Origin of the sequence: Fibrobacter sp. UWT2 (assembly GCF_900142545.1) — a bacterium.
GTDB lineage: Bacteria > Fibrobacterota > Fibrobacteria > Fibrobacterales > Fibrobacteraceae > Fibrobacter.
The window spans coordinates 205,569-220,877 of sequence record NZ_FRBF01000005.1 but is presented as its reverse complement, the minus strand read 5'-3'; the positions used below and the strand labels follow the sequence as shown (position 1 = coordinate 220,877).

The 15,309-nt window shown below is 51.5% G+C and carries 15 protein-coding genes and 1 tRNA gene; 10 read left to right on the top strand and 6 right to left on the bottom strand.

Annotated features, from left to right (window positions below):
• Positions 1–19: 19 nt before the first annotated feature.
• From BUA40_RS05470 to BUA40_RS05460, 3 genes are read left to right on the top strand one after another with little or no spacing between them, the layout of a single operon-like run.
• Positions 20–1,099 (top strand): ABC transporter permease, encoded by a 1,080-nt coding sequence (locus tag BUA40_RS05470; RefSeq protein WP_072799245.1) that lies wholly within the window; start codon positions 20–22, stop codon positions 1,097–1,099.
• Positions 1,092–2,111 (top strand): ABC transporter ATP-binding protein, encoded by a 1,020-nt coding sequence (locus BUA40_RS05465; protein WP_255369217.1) that lies wholly within the window; start codon positions 1,092–1,094, stop codon positions 2,109–2,111. The genes BUA40_RS05470 and BUA40_RS05465 overlap by 8 nt, the downstream gene beginning before the upstream one ends.
• 55 nt (positions 2,112–2,166) lie before the next feature.
• Positions 2,167–2,544 carry a hypothetical protein gene (locus BUA40_RS05460; protein WP_072799240.1) on the top strand — a complete coding sequence of 126 codons (378 nt, stop codon included), beginning with the start codon at positions 2,167–2,169 and terminating at the stop codon, positions 2,542–2,544.
• 94 nt (positions 2,545–2,638) lie between these two features.
• On the opposite strand, the gene BUA40_RS05455 is transcribed toward BUA40_RS05460, so the two are convergent.
• From BUA40_RS05455 to BUA40_RS05445, 3 genes are all read right to left on the bottom strand, one after another.
• A complete protein-coding gene (locus tag BUA40_RS05455; RefSeq protein ID WP_072799237.1) occupies positions 2,639–3,238 on the bottom strand; it encodes a hypothetical protein in 600 nt (199 codons plus the stop codon).
• Between the two features lie 89 nt (positions 3,239–3,327).
• Positions 3,328–4,029 (bottom strand): SIR2 family NAD-dependent protein deacylase, encoded by a 702-nt coding sequence (locus tag BUA40_RS05450; protein ID WP_072799234.1) that lies wholly within the window; start codon positions 4,027–4,029, stop codon positions 3,328–3,330.
• Positions 4,029–5,414, bottom strand: a complete 1,386-nt coding sequence (locus BUA40_RS05445; RefSeq protein ID WP_072799232.1) for a M20/M25/M40 family metallo-hydrolase — start codon at positions 5,412–5,414, stop codon at positions 4,029–4,031. The genes BUA40_RS05450 and BUA40_RS05445 overlap by 1 nt, the downstream gene beginning before the upstream one ends.
• A gap of 96 nt (positions 5,415–5,510) precedes the next feature.
• Here BUA40_RS05445 and BUA40_RS05440 point away from each other — a divergent pair, with 96 nt between their 5' ends.
• Both BUA40_RS05440 and BUA40_RS05435 read left to right on the top strand, forming a co-directional pair.
• A complete protein-coding gene (locus BUA40_RS05440) occupies positions 5,511–6,698 on the top strand; it encodes a beta/alpha barrel domain-containing protein (protein ID WP_072799230.1) in 1,188 nt (395 codons plus the stop codon).
• Positions 6,699–6,700: 2 nt separating this feature from the next.
• On the top strand, positions 6,701–7,462 hold the full coding sequence (locus tag BUA40_RS05435; RefSeq protein WP_072799228.1) for a thioredoxin-like domain-containing protein: 762 nt from the start codon (positions 6,701–6,703) through the stop codon (positions 7,460–7,462).
• A 16-nt stretch (positions 7,463–7,478) separates the two neighbouring features.
• On the opposite strand, the gene BUA40_RS05430 is transcribed toward BUA40_RS05435, so the two are convergent.
• Entirely contained in the window at positions 7,479–7,832 is a 354-nt protein-coding gene (locus tag BUA40_RS05430; protein WP_072799226.1) for a hypothetical protein, read from the bottom strand.
• A 32-nt stretch (positions 7,833–7,864) separates the two neighbouring features.
• On the opposite strand from BUA40_RS05430, the gene BUA40_RS05425 reads away from it, so the two are divergent.
• On the top strand, positions 7,865–8,407 hold the full coding sequence (locus BUA40_RS05425) for a hypothetical protein (RefSeq protein ID WP_072799224.1): 543 nt from the start codon (positions 7,865–7,867) through the stop codon (positions 8,405–8,407).
• A gap of 105 nt (positions 8,408–8,512) precedes the next feature.
• On the opposite strand, the gene metG is transcribed toward BUA40_RS05425, so the two are convergent.
• Positions 8,513–10,582 (bottom strand): methionine--tRNA ligase, encoded by a 2,070-nt coding sequence (gene metG / locus BUA40_RS05420; protein ID WP_072799331.1) that lies wholly within the window; start codon positions 10,580–10,582, stop codon positions 8,513–8,515.
• 96 nt (positions 10,583–10,678) lie between these two features.
• Here metG and BUA40_RS05415 point away from each other — a divergent pair, with 96 nt between their 5' ends.
• Positions 10,679–11,953, top strand: a complete 1,275-nt coding sequence (locus BUA40_RS05415) for an FISUMP domain-containing protein (RefSeq protein WP_083585292.1) — start codon at positions 10,679–10,681, stop codon at positions 11,951–11,953.
• A 42-nt stretch (positions 11,954–11,995) separates the two neighbouring features.
• On the opposite strand, the gene BUA40_RS14525 is transcribed toward BUA40_RS05415, so the two are convergent.
• Positions 11,996–12,068: transfer RNA gene (locus tag BUA40_RS14525), tRNA-Arg, on the bottom strand.
• A gap of 82 nt (positions 12,069–12,150) precedes the next feature.
• Here BUA40_RS14525 and BUA40_RS05410 point away from each other — a divergent pair.
• Genes BUA40_RS05410 through BUA40_RS05400 form a run of 3 tightly spaced genes read left to right on the top strand, consistent with a single transcriptional unit; the run spans position 12,151 to position 15,288 of the window.
• Positions 12,151–13,713 carry an alginate O-acetyltransferase AlgX-related protein gene (locus BUA40_RS05410; protein WP_072799219.1) on the top strand — a complete coding sequence of 521 codons (1,563 nt, stop codon included), beginning with the start codon at positions 12,151–12,153 and terminating at the stop codon, positions 13,711–13,713.
• 10 nt (positions 13,714–13,723) lie between these two features.
• Complete coding sequence (locus BUA40_RS05405; RefSeq protein WP_072799217.1) at positions 13,724–13,960, top strand: helix-turn-helix transcriptional regulator; 237 nt, start codon at positions 13,724–13,726, stop codon at positions 13,958–13,960.
• Positions 13,960–15,288, top strand: coding sequence for a TldD/PmbA family protein (locus BUA40_RS05400; protein ID WP_072799215.1), 1,329 nt, complete (start codon positions 13,960–13,962; stop codon positions 15,286–15,288). Before BUA40_RS05405 ends, BUA40_RS05400 begins: the two co-directional genes overlap by 1 nt.
• Positions 15,289–15,309: the final 21 nt, after the last annotated feature.

The following is a 15,309-nucleotide window of genomic DNA, read 5'->3' as shown; positions in this document are numbered from 1 at the left end:
CATTTTATAAATTTATCGCATGAAAATTCGCCTGACACAAGAAACCTTGAATCGCCTGAAGCGCTTCCGCAAGAACAAGCGTGCGTTCTGGTCTTTGATTGTTCTTGTGGTGGCGTATCTGTTGTCGCTGACTAGCCCGTGGACGGTAAACGATGAACCGCTCCTGATGCGTTACCAGGGGAAGACGTATTTCCCGGCGTTCGTACGCTACAGTGATGCTGACTTTGGCGGTGAATACCAGACCGAAGCCGATTACGGCAAATTGTTCGAATCGGTGCGGGAATGCGAAGAAGATGCCGCTGAAGGCTTTACTCGTGCGGGAGGCTGCCCCGATGTATGGGCGTTGATGCCTCCGATTGCTCATGACCCGCTGAAGGCTGACTTGAGTGAAGAGGGAACGCCGCCTTTTGCGCCGAGCGCCAGACATTGGCTCGGAACCGATAGCAATGGCCGCGATGTGCTGGCCCGCTTGATTCATGGCTTTAGAATTTGTATTAGCTTCAGCTTGCTTTTGACGGTGCTGGGAACTTTCCTCGGTATTGTGATTGGCGGTATTCAGGGTTACCTCGGCAAGTTCTGGGATACGGGCATGCAGCGCTTCATTGAAATTTGGTCGTCGCTGCCGATGCTTTACGTGGTGATTTTGATCGGCAGTATTTATGGCCGCAGTTTCTGGCTTTTGATTCTGATTATGGCGGCGTTCAACTGGATTTCGCTGAGTTACTACATGCGTGCGGAATTCTTGAAGCTGCGTGGCATGACTTACGTGCAGTCGGCGAAAGTCCTGGGTATGGGACACCGCCACATTTTCTTCAAAGAGATTTTGCCGAATGCCATGACGCCCGTGGTGACGCTTTTCCCGTTCACGCTGATTGGCGGAATCGGTAGCTTGACGTCCCTTGATTTCTTGGGCTTCGGTCTGCAGCCGCCTACACCTAGCTGGGGCGAACTCATGAGCCAGGGCCTCAACAACCTTTATGCCCCGTGGATTTCTGTCAGCACGGTAGCGGCTCTCTTTGTAACGCTCCTCCTCACGACATTCGTCGGCGAAGGCGTGCGTGATGCAATGGACCCCAAATCCGGAGATCGATATGTCTAATTCTTTGCCGGTTTTGCAGGTGCGCGATCTCTCGGTTGCTTTCGGGTTCGACAAGAAGGGCAATCCGCGCGACGGTATCAAGCCGCTGCAGGTCACGGACCGCGTTTCCTTCGACATTCGTACCGGCGAGTTCTTTGCGCTGGTGGGCGAGTCGGGCTGCGGAAAGAGCGTGACCGCCATGAGCATCTTAAGGCTGTTGCCTCAGCCTAGCGCCCAGATTGTAGAAGGCTCCGTGCTGTATCGCACCAGTGAAGATGCTGCTCCGATTGATTTGGCGAAGCTCCCGCTTGCCGATTTGCAAAAAGTCCGCGGCTCTGAAATTTCGTGCATCTTTCAGGAGCCTATGCAGGCCTTGAATCCGGTGGTGACGATCAAGAAACAGCTGATGGAAGTCTTCAAGTTCTGCAAGCATTCCAAGGGTGACTTCATGACGGTTATCCGCGAGATGCTTACCCTTGCGGGCTTCAAAGATGTGAACCGTGTCTTGGATGCTTACCCTCACGAGCTTTCTGGCGGTATGTTGCAGCGCGTGTGCATCGTGATGGCGCTGCTTTCTAAGCCGAAGCTGATTATCGCTGATGAACCGACGACGGCCTTGGATGTCACGGTGCAGGCGCAGGTGCTTGCGGTGCTTAAGGATATGGCGAATCGTATGGGGACGGCGGTGCTCCTGATTACCCATAACATGGGAATCGTATCGCAGTATGCTGACCGAGTGGCGGTGATGTATGCGGGTCGCATTGTAGAAACGGGTGCTGTGCGCGACGTAATTGACTCTCCGATGCATCCGTACACGCAAGGGCTGCTTGCCGCTATTCCCGAGAATCACAGCGATATGCGCACGATGAAATCAATTCCGGGTTCTGTGCCGCATCCGCGTGACTTTGCGAAGGGTTGCCGTTTTGCGGACCGCTGCGAAAAATGTACCGAACAATGCCGCAGCGACGAATTGCCGCCAAAACAAAAAGCTCCGGGCTCAACGAACCACGAAGCTTGCTGTTTCTACTTATAACAGAATTTCGCTGTTTTTAGCACTGTTTTAAAATTATAGAAAGGTATGGGTTGATATGTCAATTCTTGATGAAATTTTTCTTTGCTTTGCTAATAAATCAGAAGCTATTGTTGGAGGCGTTATTGGAGGGGTGTTTGTTTGTAGTGGTGTTTTGTTAGAAAACTTTCTTTCAAAAAAACGTGATAGATGGAAACGTCATCAACATTATGAAGATGTTGTTTCGATATGGGCTCTTACAGCTCGTCACTCAAGTTCGAATGGTGTGGAAAGTTCAAAATATGAAAAGTTTTGGTTTGAAGTTTATACAAAACCATTTGAATATCAAAAATTTTTAAAAGAAAACAATATAATAGACATATCAGATTTTGAACGGTTTCTTGTTAAACATAAATTTGGTACACTACGTCAAAAAGATGGCAAAATACCTTTATAATGTGCGTTGCAATATATTTGTTTGAACTGAATTTGAAAGTACTTTGAGAGAGTATTTGTCCAATAAGTAGTTTCTTCAGTGTACCGAGGATTTGTTATTCTGTTACATACCGCTCTTTCTTGCATTCTGTATTTGCGAGTTTGCATATGGACTCGCCAGTTAAATCGTTTTTGATACTAACTAATTTAAGCCAGTTTTCCGCATCCCTAATTTTATCATTGTCCGGGTTTTGTAAGCGAGCTTGATATTGAATGTAGCAACCAGGGTCATTTTGGCATGATTGATAGGTTTGCTCAATAATGGGGAGAATTGCATCTGTAGAGTTGTATTTAATAAGTTTATCCTCATCCGGGGGCATTAAAATAAAACTACTATGATGTTCGTTCTCTGCTACTTGAGTTTCTGTGAGAAGGGTGTCTTTGAGTGTGGTAGACGCCCAATATACGTTTTCTAAACGATTCATGAAATCTTTCATAGACCATGTTTCTTCAAGAAAATGGTTGAGAAATATTCCACTTAAGACAATGCTGTCATTTTCAAAATAGATTTTATTGTTTTTAACATGAATTTTTGAATCACATTCAAATGTGTAATTGCAACTTGTTGCTCCGTCGTTCGATGCGGATGTAGTACTGCTGTTGTCGGAACACGCAACGATGGATAGAATAGATAACGCTGCAAGTAATTTCTTCATTGTATTTTCCCCTTGATTTCTTAGTCAAAGAATGTGATTTTACGTTACTAAAATCCAGTCTGAATGACGATCTATAATAGCATTTTACTTTACTTAAAATTCTCGCACCATTTAGGGACGATATCCGTCGCCTTGCCTTCTACGAATACGTCGGTGTAGGGGTCGCTAGTGGGCACTTCCAGGTTCAGGCATGTCACCTTCGCGCCAAAGCTCTTCGCGAAGCTCTTGAAACCAGCGGCGGGGTAGACCACGCTGCTGGTACCGATGTACACGAATTCCTTGCAGTGCCTTAAGGCATCCTGGATTTCTTCCATGTACAGCGGCTGCTCGCCAAAGAATACGATGTCCGGGCGGCTCATGGCTCCGCAGAACGGGCAGCGAGTCTCTAAAGTTTCTTCGCCGTCGAATATAAATTCATGCTTCGGGTTGTGTTCGCAGGTCAGGCGCATCAAGTCGCCGTGCATGTGCAGCACGCGCTTGGAACCGGCACGTTCATGCAGGTTGTCCACGTTCTGCGTCACCAGCAGAAAATCATCGCCCAGACGCTGTTCCAGTTCGGCCAAGGCGAAGTGTGCGGCATTGGGTTCGTGTTCCTTGAGTCCCTTGCGCAAGAAGTTGTAGAAGTCCTTTACGCGCTTCTTGTCGCGGTAGTAGCCTTCGGGCGTACACACGTCGTCAATGTTTTCATGTTCCCACATACCGTCATTGCCACGGAATGTGCGAAGTCCCGATTCCGCACTAATGCCGGCACCGGTCAGTACAACGAGTCTAGGAAACTTTGTAGTACTCATTAGCAGATTTCTCCAAAGAATAGGGTTTCGGCTACAATGCCGTGTTCAAAGTCGGGCAAGTAGAGGCTTTCGTTTTCGCCGTGGGCGTTGCATTCGGGGTCTTCGAGGCCTGTGAGCAAAATAGGAATGTCGCCGAAGGTGTTGCGGAACAGTTCTGCTCCGGGAATGCTTGCGCCGCAGCCAATAAACTTAGTCTCGGCACCGTATGCCGTTGCCATGGATTCGCTCATCTTCTTAAAGAAGGGGTGAGTGGTATCGGTTACGAAGGGGTTGGCGCCATCTTCGGTGGTAATGTGGCATTGCAGGCCGTAGGGTACCTGCGCCTGCAAGAATTCCACCAGCTGCTGGGTCGCCACGTCGGCGTTCATGCCGGGGGCAAGGCGAATGCCGATGCGTGCGTAGGCGCAGTTCTGCAAAACGTTGCCGGCGTTCGTGCGGCTACCGATTTCCATGGCGGTTACTACAATTGAGGGCCTGCGCCACAGCGAGAGTAGAATCTCGTCTTCAGGGACTTTAAGCTTGACGCTTTCTAGGATGCCGCCGTCGTTGCGGAAAATTTTCTCGGTCATGCCGAGGCTCTTGTACGAGGCAAGTTCTGCTTCGGTGGGCGGCACAAGCGTATCTTCGAAATTCGGAATCAAGATGTTGCCCTTGCCGTCGGTAAGGTTTGCGATCATGCGGCAAAGTACCTGACCCGGGTCGGGAATCGGGCCTGACCAGCTACCCGAATGGAGCGGCGCCTTGGTAGCCTTGAGTTCCACGTTCACTGCGCTCATGCCGCGGAGCGTTGTGGTAATCGAGGGCGTGCCCTTGGCAAAGTTACCCAGGTCTGCCACGATAACGGCATCGCTCTTCAAGAGTTCGGCGTGTTTTTTCAAGATGGTTTCGAAGCCGGCGCTTCCGGATTCTTCTTCGCCTTCAATCAGGAACTTGAGGTTTGGACCGTCGTTCTTCTTGAGGGCTCGCACCTGTTCCAAGGCGGCCAAGTGTGTCACGATACCCGCCTTGTCATCGGCAGTGCCGCGGCCATAGAGTCGGTCACCCTGGAGGCTCGCTTCAAAAGGCTTGGTGTTCCAGAGGGCTTCGCGCATAGGGGGCTGCACGTCGTGGTGGGCGTACAAAAGTACCGTAGGCTTGTCAGGGCTCGTAAGGCTTTCGCCGTATACAGAGGGGCGTCCGCTGGGCGGCAACAAAAACTGCACGTTGGTGAGGCCGGCCTGCAAAAAGAGTTCCTTGACCTTTTCGGCGGAGTCCAGTACGTATTTTTGGTCAAAATTGTCAAAACTGATAGACGGAATTTTTACCAGATCGCTCAGGGTCTGGATATAGGCGGGCATCTTTTCGTGGATGGCCTTGACGACAAAATCAATTGTTTTCTGTTCCATATTCGTTAAACAAAATAGAAAACGATTTTTAAAATGGTCTTAGTTGGGGTATATTTTCTATTTTATAGGCTATAAGTTTAGGCAAAAGGAATACCCATGTCTTTTAATTGTGTAAACCACGAGTATTACCTGAATTTCGGCGACCGTGTTCTGGCCTTGATCCGCCGCATTTTTCACAATAACCCGGAATTCCGTCACGATTCTTTGAAGCATGCTGCCCGGTTTGCCCCCTACATTCCTTTTATGGGTGGCCGCCCCGACTTGAGCAAGACTCTCAAGCGCGTTATCACCTTCCCGGACCACAGCAATTCCCTGTACCTGGGTTGCCCCATCATTTTGGCTGCTGGTGCCAATAAGACGGCCAAGCGCATTTGCGACTATGCGAACATGGGCTTTGGTGGCATCACGGTCGGAACGGCGACCCGCAAGTTCCGCGAAGGTAACACTCACCGCCCCCGTATCGGCTTTTTAGAGAATGAACGAGCCATCCATAACAGCATGGGCTTGAACAACGAAGGTGTCGAAGTCATCGCTCGTCGTGCCGACGAACAGCTGACCAAGGCTCACAAGGTAGGACTCTGCGTAGGTGTTTCGGTGGCTGAAACTCCGGGCCTCACCGACGACGAAGAAAAACTGAAGGACTTGCTCGAAAGCTTCGCCATTGCTTACAAGGCGGGCGACTTTATCGAAATCAACTTGAGCTGCCCCAATACCGGCGAATCCCGCGTAGACATGGACTTGTCTCTGACCGAACGCATTTTCGGCGAAATCATGAAGTACCGCAATGCCCAGGCGATTCGTAAGGCCGTGTATGCCAAGATTAGCCCCGACCTGTCGGAACGCCACCTGGTGAATGTCATGGACATGATCGTGCGTACGGGCGTGAACGGCGTGGTGGTGGGCAATACTTACCCGACCAAGAAGATTAGCGAACTTCCGGTTGAAACCAAGTTCGAAGACTTGACCCCGCTCCGCGCTGACGGCGATTGCGGTGGCATGTCTGGCCGTCCGCTCTACGAAAACATGATGTGGAACGTGACCTACATCCGCAAGCATTATCCCCAGATTAGCGTGATAGCCTGCGGCGGTATTGACCACGGTTTCAAGATTTTTGACCTGATCAAGCTGGGTGTAGATGCGGTGGAATGCTACTCGGTGGTGGCTTTCCGTTGGATGGCAGCACATGCCATGCGTAAGGAACTTGAAGCGGCCCTTTTGGAAACGGGTTATACCACGCTCTCGGATTACGACGATCACAATCCCAAACAAACTAAAGCTGTTTAATCATGCGTATTCGCACTTTTGCTCTCGCGCTTCTTGTTGCTACAGGCGCTTCTTTTGCTGTTCCCTGGCTGGGAGTCACCTTTAAAAAGGCGACTTTCGAAAACCACCTCGCCTTAAACGTCATTGGCGTGCATCCGGAATCGGGCTGCTTTACGGCGGGCATGGTTGCCGGCGACCAGATTATTGGTGTGCAGGGGAAAACGCTCACGGACATGAGCCAGATCCAGTCTGCGATTACAAGCCATAAGGCTGGCCAGAAGGTAAAGATCGAAATTGCCCGCGACGGGAAAAAGCAGACCTTGAATGTGGCCTTGACGGAACGCCCAGACGACATCAGTAATCTGACGGGTTCTGCGATTGGTAGTAAGATTGCAAAATTTGGCGAGAACTTCTACCAGAACGGCGAAAAACGCAAGGATAAACCGAAGGCGACGCTTCTGGATTTCTGGGCGACTTGGTGCGGTCCTTGCCGCAAGACGCTCCCGGTGCTGGCGAACATCTATAAAAAGTACAGTTCCAAGGGTGTCGAAATCATCGGTATTGCCGACGAGCCGCTCGAAACTCTGAATGATTTCTATGCACACCAGCATGCGTCGCCGTATCCGCTTTACCGCGATGCTAAAAAAGAAATGTGGATGCGCTATGGCATCCACGCAGTTCCAACACTAATGCTGCTGGATAAGGACGGCTACATCAAGCGGGTCTGGAGCGGAGCTCCTACCGAATACATGATCGAGCAGATCCTTAAAGACGTAATCGATTGATTCGCGGCGGCGGTTGTTATTCAATCGCTGCTTTTTTCTGCGAAGCGAAGATGTCTTCGTATTCTTCTTTGCTAATGCGGGCGTAACCGGTGGTGATGCCGCCGAATTCATAATAAGCGGAGTCGCCCTTGACGCTCATGCAGTAGGGCATGTCCAAAGAATTCTTGCCGCAAAGCTTGCCTTCTTGAATGGTGGCGGAAAGGTCGCCGTTCACGTTGCGAATCGTGAAATCCTGGTTGTTTTCGGAGAGGACTTCAAAAATCATATTGGCTTCGCCCTTCCAGCAACCGGTATAGTTGGCGTTGTCGCCGCAGCCGAAAAGGAACATCGAAGAAATAAGAGAGGCAGAGATAAGAATTGCTTTTTTCATGCCTTTAAAATAGTATTTTTGATGGCGGAAAAATGCAATTTTTTGTTAAACATTTGTATTTAATCGCGCCGGTGCTTGCGATTGTGGCCTTGTTTGGGGTTTATCGTCTCATTAAGGCGAATGACCGCCCGATACCGCATTACGAGCCCAAGCAGGTCGAAGAAACCTGGTCTGCCGAAGAATACATGCGCCATTTGAACCTTAAGCCGTTTAATCAGCGCGAGGTTCACCAGCTGCTGCTTAAGCGCACCCGACAAAAACCGGGGGTGTACCTTGAGAGTCTGCTCCCTGCGATGGATACGATGGGAATCGAAGTGGTCCGCTGCTACCATAAGGTAATGGGCGACGATTACGTTCCCGTGATTACCAGCGGAAACGATTACCCTTACCATAAGCAGAATTCAAAGCATTACAAGAATGCGGCTATGGATTTCCGCATCGTCGACATGCCCATGAACAAGCGCCGTGAAGTTGCTGAAATGGCCCAAGACAAGCTTGGGCCGCGTTTCAGGGTGCTCTGGGAAAAAGGCGAGATGGAGCACCTCCACGTCGAAATGGTGGACGTAGAGGAATAAGATACAGTCTTCTGTGAGCAACGAAGCCCCTGTTATTAAACAGGGGCGGTTGCGAGAGTGAGCGCTTCGGGGACGGACTTAGTCCGATTGGGCGCGAACGGTCTTTTAGTGTACGCCGTTGCCGTCAGCGACGTCGCAGGTCACCGGCTTGCCGTTCACTTCAAGAGCGAGGGCGTCGCAGAACACGGCGCCACCCTTCACGGAGAGCGCAATCTTCTCGAAGTCCTTCACCTTGAGTTCACGCGGTTCGCTCGGAGCGACACCCTTGAAGAGGGCACGGTCACCGGGCTTGGCGTCTTCAGGTACAGAAACGAGGCGGCAAGTGTGTGCTTCGTTGTCGAGGTCGCCCGCAAAGAGCATGCCCTGGCTCATGATGCCGCGGAGAGCGCTCGGCTTCAGGTTTGCGAACAACAGAATCTTGCGGTCCTGGAGTTCTTCGGCCTTGTAGCTGTTCTTGAGGCCGCTGCAGATGGTGCGGAGTTCGCCTTCGCCGGCGTCCACCTTGAGCACGTAGAGGCTCGTGGCATCCGGATGGTCGGCCACTTCCTTAATCTGAGCCACACGCATGTCCATAGCGGCTGGCACGTCGGCGGCCATCAGCGGCTTGTTCTGCTTGGGCTTCGGCTGTTGCTCCTGCTTCTTGACTTCTTCTTCGATACGCGGGAAGAGCGGCTTGCCTTCGCCGAATGCTTCGCCACCCTTGAGGATTCCCCAGGCGAGGTCGTCGGCACTCTGGAACTTGGAACCGATCATGGCGAGGCCTTCTTCGGACTTGCCCGGAATCACCGGCCACAGCAAGCAGAGCGAAAGGCGCACGGCTTCGGCTGACACATAAAGAACCGTTGCGAGTTCGTCCTTCGCGGCAGGGTCTTTCGCGAGCTTCCACGGAGCCTTGACTTCGAGGTAACGGTTGATGCTGCGCACGAGCTGCATGATAGTTTCGATAGATTGGGAAAGACGAGCCTGCGGCAGGCCTTCCTTGATTTCGGCAATGACCTTGTTTGCAAGATCGATGACTTCATTTTCGGCATCGCCGATGGAGGTCGCTGCGGGGAGCTTGCCTTCAAAGTTGTTGAGGACCAGGCGGTGTACGCGGTTCAGCACGTTGCCGAGGTCGTTGGCGAGGTCGCTGTTGATGCGGCGCACGAAGGCGTCGTGCGTGAAGTTCGCATCCTGGCCCACCACCATTTCGCGGGCCAGGAAGTAACGGAACGCGTCGATGCCGTACTTTTCCATGTAGTCCATCGGGTTCACCACGTTGCCTGCGGACTTGCTCATCTTTTCGCCGCCGTTCACGAGCCACCAGCCGTGGGCGAGGATGTGCTGCGGGAGCGGAATGTCGAGGGCCATGAGCATCGTCGGCCAGTACACGCTGTGAGTCGTCAAAATATCCTTACCGATCAGGTGGTAGGTAGCGGGCCAAATCGGCGTGCCGTCGGCATAGGTCTTGTGGAAGGCGGTGGAGGCGCTCACGTAGTTGAGCAAGGCGTCGAACCAAACGTAGGTCACGTAGTCGGTGTCGAACGGCAGCGGAATGCCCCAGCTGAGGCGTGCCTTCGGGCGGCTGATGCAGAGGTCATTCAGCGGCTGGCGGAGGAATCCGCGGATTTCGTTCCAGCGGTAGTCCGGCACAATCCAGTCCTTGTGGCTTTCCAAAAAGTCAATCAGCTTCTGCTGGTAAGAACCCATCTTGAAGAAGTAGTTCTTTTCTTTGAGCCATTCCACCGGGCGGTGGCTGATGGGGTCGCACTTGTTTTCGTCGAGTTCGTCTTCGCTGAAGAAGCGTTCTTCGCCGACGGAGTACCAACCTTCGTATTCCTTTGAATAAATTTCACCCTTGTCCCAGAGTTTCTGCAGGCATTCCTGCACAAAAGCCTTGTGTTCGGGCATCGTGGTGCGGATAAAGAAGTCGTTGCCGATACCCATCTTCTTCCACAGGTCTTCGAAACGGTGGTAGTATTCATCCACGTGTTCCTGCGGGGTCACGCCGCGCTTTTCGGCGGCGCGCTGCACCTTCTGGCCGTGTTCGTCGGTACCGGTCAAGAAGAAAGTCTGGTAGCCCAGAATCTTGTGGAAACGGGTGAGAATATCGGCCAAGACCGTGGTGTAGGAATGCCCAATATGCGGGGCGTCATTCACATAATAAATCGGGGTAGTAACGTAAAAATTTTTCATGGCCACAAATTTAGCAAAAGTGTGCAAGGCGAGCAATGCGAAAAAAATCATTTTCACATATTTACACGCTCTTTGTAAAAATCTACATTGTTTCGTATGAACCGTATATGGATGTTGTTTTTATGCATGTCGCTGCTTGCGACGACAGCCTTTGTTGCCTGTGGAGATTCGTCTTCTGCAGATTCTGATTCGTCGTCCGAATCAAACGATGCCAAGGGAAAATTTGTTGATTCTCGCGATGGTCAAACCTACAAGACCGTGACGATCGGTACGCAGACATGGATGGCTGAAAACCTTAATTTCAAAGTGGATTCTAGTTTCTGCTATCAAGATGAAGAAAAAAACTGCGACAAGTATGGTCGCTTGTATACTTGGGCTGCGGCGATAGACAGGCCAGAGAGCGAGTGTGGCAGGGGCCATACATGTTCTATGCCATTAGGGAATATTCAGGGAGTGTGCCCCGAAGGCTGGCATTTGCCTAGCGATGAGGAATGGAATGTTTTGATCTATACTTTGGGTGGATCTGGTGGGGTGGCAGGTCCCAAACTCAGGTCTACGGAGTGGAAATGCGGTGGCGGTGAATATAGGATTGCTGAGGATGGTACGAATGCTTCCGGGTTTTCGGCGCTCCCTGCCGGCTACAAGAGCTACTTCAGGTATGAGAGTGGCATCTCGTTTTTTTGGACTTCTTCCATCTGGGTGGCTGATGGCTACAACTACGTTGCGAGCATACGCCTGACTTGCTTTTTGCCCGACGACGTGAGTGAAGAATTCTCTCAAAAGAGCGAAGGGTTTTCTGTCCGTTGCCTCCAGGACGATGAAAATCAGAGCTCAAATGTTGACTCCACTAGTTCCGAGTCTGTTGAGGGAATTGTTGGTTCTATGACGGACTCTCGCGATGGTCAGACATATAAGACGGTAACCATTGGTTCGCAGACGTGGATGGCTGAAAACCTTAACTACGAAGCTGATTCTAGCCTCGGCAACAGCAATGAGAGTGTAGACAGTGCTAAGCATGAACATCTTTATACTTGGGCGGCCGCTTTAGGCATGTCTGAGGAAGACTGTGGCCGTGAAAGGACATGTTATGTATTGCCTTCGGGAAATGTTCAGGGGGTATGCCCGAGCGGTTGGCACTTGCCTAGCAAGGCTGAATGGGAAACTTTGTTTGTCTCCGTTGGAGGGGCATTGACTGAAGCCAAGTCTCTAATTTCCATAGCCGGTTGGAATGATTCCGGTGACGCCAGTTTCTGGAGCGCAACTGAGTTTGGCAACTACAGCGCCTATCATATGGGTCAGACTAACGATGGTGCGAGACTTTATTATGGCAGTAAAGCCTTTGAATTTCCGGTTCGCTGTATCCAGGACTAGTTGAAAAGAAAGGTCCCCCGCATATGCAGGAGACCTTTACTATACCCGGGCCGCGACTCGAACGCGGATATCATCCTTAGGAGGGACGTATTTTATCCCGTTAAATTACCCAGGCGAGTGGCGCGTAATATAGCAATATGCGTTTGAATTGTCAAAAATGGGATTTTTGAGTCGAAGTTTATTGTTATTTTTCGCATGTGAAGAAACTCTATATTGCCTTTATCGTTGTTTTTGCTGTCTTGTTGCTGTTGCCGTTTACGGTGCAGACGGTGGCGGATTTGCGCGGTCAAAAGCGCTTTGTTAGCCTCGATATTTTCAAGGATGTCGTTTATACGCCGTTTAAGCGCGAATCCAAGATGGCGGAATCGGCGGCCAAGTTGAACGAAGCCTGGTTTGCGGCGCGTGAATCGATTGCCGGTGGAGCCGAGGTGGGCGAGTCGCTGGAAGGCGTGGTCAGTGCACTTTCGGATTTGGAAGCGGTAGCGCTTACGGTGAACAGCTATGCAGAATTGGATACGGCCGAGGCGGACTACAAGTTGTTGAAACTCGCGGATACCTTGGTGGCAGCACTTGAAGATGAACCGGAAACCTTCAAGATGGTGGATTCGACGCTGAAGGCGGTGGTGGCTGAATTCGGACATTTCTCCGTTTGGCGTGCGCTTTGCGGTATCAAGCATTATGGCGTGTGGACGAGTCGTTACCTGCGTGCGTTTGAAGATAAGGTCGAAGACGAAAATGCGCTTGTGCTTGCGTTCCGCCCCAAGTATCAGCTGGCGGTATGGAATATCTTCAAGGATCCGGGCGAAAAGGTTGTTCTGGGGGAGGGCGATGGTCGTTGGCTGTTTTACCGCCAGGATGTTGAATTCCTGGTGCAGCCGTCGCCGCTAGATGTGCGCAGCGCCAAGCTCGATAACCCGATTCAGGCGATTCTCAAGTTCCGCGACCAGCTCAAGGCGAAGGGCGTAGAACTCCTGGTGGTGATTACTCCGGGCAAGCCGAGCATTTATCCGGAACGCTTGACTGGCGTCGATGGCTTGAAACTTGCGGGGCACGGTAAGGCGATTCTGGATTCGCTGGCTTCGCTTGGGCTGAATACGGTGGATCTGTATACGCCGCTCCTTGCTGCAAAGGCTGACGATGCAAGTCTGGGTGCGCTTTATCTGGATGACGATACGCACTGGACTCCGCGTGGTGCAGAACTTGCCGCTGGTGAAATCGCGAAAAAGGTGAATGCGATGGTGGATGCGGGCCTGATCAATATCGGTGAACCGTCCATGGATTATGTCGCGTCTGATTCTTTGGCGGACCGCATGGGCGACATTGGCGAAATGAGCGGACTCAACAAGTTTAACGTGTTCAAGGTACAGCAGGTGACTGGCCACGTGGTGTCTCAACAAGAAATTTCGGAGCACATGGAAGCTCCGACAGATTCGCTTTCGGATTCTACGGTGGTACGCGATACAGTCAAGACTCCATTTAAGGATGACTTCCGCAAGTCGAAGATTTTGATTCTGGGCGACAGTTTCAGCCGCATTTACCAGACCGATGCGCCGGTGAATGCGGGCTGGATTGCGCATTTTGCTAAGAATATCAGCCGCCCGGTAGCCTCTATCGTGAGCGATGGCGGTGCTTCTACACTCGTCCGTGAAAAGCTTGCCCGCAAGGCGGGCGTGCTCAAGGGCAAGAAACTCTTGATATGGGAATTTGTAGAACGCGACCTGCGCTTTGGCGCCGAAGGCTGGAAAACGATTGAATTTTAGGAATTGACTTATGGCAAGGCATGGAACACCCACTCCGGGGCAGGCAATTTTAGAAGGCATTGAATGGCTCAAGATGGATAAGGCGGAATTTGCCCGCCGCATCGGGGTCCCGATGGAGACTCTTGAGGGCTTGATTGCAGGAACGGTTGAAATTACCCGTGAACTCGCTGAAGCACTTGAATCCGTGACGGGAAGCCCCGCCGCTTACTGGCGCATGCTTGCCAGCAAAGCCAAGAGGAATGTGTAATGAATATTGTTGATGCAGTTTCTTGTATGTGCGACCTCGCGAAGGGCGAGGCGGAACAGTTTGATGTGATTGCCTCGAATTCCCATTCCGAGGGCTTGTCGGTTTTTCAGGGCCAGGTGCAGAATACCGAAATTTCGGATTCCGTAGGGCTTGGCATTCGCGTGATTAAGGATGGCCGTCCGGGCTATGCGCACACGGAACGCTTGACGAAGGAAGCGATAGCGCAGACCATCAAGGATGCCGTTTGCCACACGCAGTGGACCGAAAAAGTGGACATCGAGCTTCCTGCTCCTGCAAAGATTCCGGAAGGCAATCCCAATTACAATCCGGAGCTTGAAAAGCTGACCCTTGCAGATGTCAAGGATTTTTGCATTGAACTTGAAAAGCAGACGTTTGCCCGTTCCAAGGAAATCGTCAATATTCCTTATTTGGGCGCAGACTTGAACAGCGATTTTTCGATTGTGGCTAACCACAATGGTCTTTTCTATACCGATAAGGGAAACTCCGTGTCGGTGGGTGCAGGTGCAGTCGCTGTGCGAAATGGCATTAGCAAGTTGGGAAACTTCGTCAAGAGTAGCCGCAACTGGGCTGAAATTTCCATGGATGAAATTGCGACCAAGGCGGCTACCTATGCGACAGAACTTTTCGGTGCCAAAAAGATCGAAGGTGGTAAGATTCCGGTCGTGTTCTCGGAACGAGTGTCGGGCAGGATCGTAGGTATGTATTCTTCGCCCTTCATTGCAGAATCCATGCAGAAGGGAACTTCTCGCCTTGCAGGCAAGTTGGGCACCAAGATTGCATCCGACAAGTTCTCGCTCATGAGTGATCCGCTGGGAGAACACTTTAGCCACAAGATGTATTTTGATTCCGAAGGCTCGCTCACTCGCCGAGTCGATGTCGTTAAAGACGGAATCTTCAACGAGGCTCTCTACAATCTAGAGACCGCGGCGAAAGACGGTTGCAAGACGACGGGTAACGGTGCCCGCGGCTTTGGCTCCAAAATGTCTACCGCTTTCTGGAACGTGTATGTGCCTGCGGGCGAACTCACCACTGCCGAACTGCTGAAGCTGTTCCCCAAGTGTCTCTTGGTGGTGCGCCTCGAAGGCGGCTCCGGCTGTAGCTCCGTGAGTGGTGAACTCAGCATCGGCGCTCATGGCTTCTGGTGCGAAAATGGCGTCATCCAGCACCCGGTCGACGGCGTGACCTTGAGTGGAAACTACTTCGACATCATTCAAAATGTCGTTGGTGTAGGCAATGAATACCTTGACCCCTTCTCAAGCGTCAAGGTCCCCGCACTTGCCATCAGTGAACTTGCGGTAAGCTGTTAAAAAAAAGTCCCCATACGGGGA

Excerpts from the sequence above, each read along its gene's own strand:
- BUA40_RS05470 (WP_072799245.1), top strand. The coding sequence starts at position 20 with ATGAAAATTCGCCTGACACAAGAAACCTTGAATCGCCTGAAGCGCTTC.
- BUA40_RS05465 (WP_255369217.1), top strand. The coding sequence starts at position 1,092 with ATGTCTAATTCTTTGCCGGTTTTGCAGGTGCGCGATCTCTCGGTTGCT.
- BUA40_RS05460 (WP_072799240.1), top strand. The coding sequence starts at position 2,167 with ATGTCAATTCTTGATGAAATTTTTCTTTGCTTTGCTAATAAATCAGAA.
- BUA40_RS05455 (WP_072799237.1), bottom strand. The coding sequence starts at position 3,238 with ATGAAGAAATTACTTGCAGCGTTATCTATTCTATCCATCGTTGCGTGT.
- BUA40_RS05450 (WP_072799234.1), bottom strand. The coding sequence starts at position 4,029 with ATGAGTACTACAAAGTTTCCTAGACTCGTTGTACTGACCGGTGCCGGC.
- BUA40_RS05445 (WP_072799232.1), bottom strand. The coding sequence starts at position 5,414 with ATGGAACAGAAAACAATTGATTTTGTCGTCAAGGCCATCCACGAAAAG.
- BUA40_RS05440 (WP_072799230.1), top strand. The coding sequence starts at position 5,511 with ATGTCTTTTAATTGTGTAAACCACGAGTATTACCTGAATTTCGGCGAC.
- BUA40_RS05435 (WP_072799228.1), top strand. The coding sequence starts at position 6,701 with ATGCGTATTCGCACTTTTGCTCTCGCGCTTCTTGTTGCTACAGGCGCT.
- BUA40_RS05430 (WP_072799226.1), bottom strand. The coding sequence starts at position 7,832 with ATGAAAAAAGCAATTCTTATCTCTGCCTCTCTTATTTCTTCGATGTTC.
- BUA40_RS05425 (WP_072799224.1), top strand. The coding sequence starts at position 7,865 with ATGCAATTTTTTGTTAAACATTTGTATTTAATCGCGCCGGTGCTTGCG.
- metG (WP_072799331.1), bottom strand. The coding sequence starts at position 10,582 with ATGAAAAATTTTTACGTTACTACCCCGATTTATTATGTGAATGACGCC.
- BUA40_RS05415 (WP_083585292.1), top strand. The coding sequence starts at position 10,679 with ATGAACCGTATATGGATGTTGTTTTTATGCATGTCGCTGCTTGCGACG.
- BUA40_RS05405 (WP_072799217.1), top strand. The coding sequence starts at position 13,724 with ATGGCAAGGCATGGAACACCCACTCCGGGGCAGGCAATTTTAGAAGGC.
- BUA40_RS05400 (WP_072799215.1), top strand. The coding sequence starts at position 13,960 with ATGAATATTGTTGATGCAGTTTCTTGTATGTGCGACCTCGCGAAGGGC.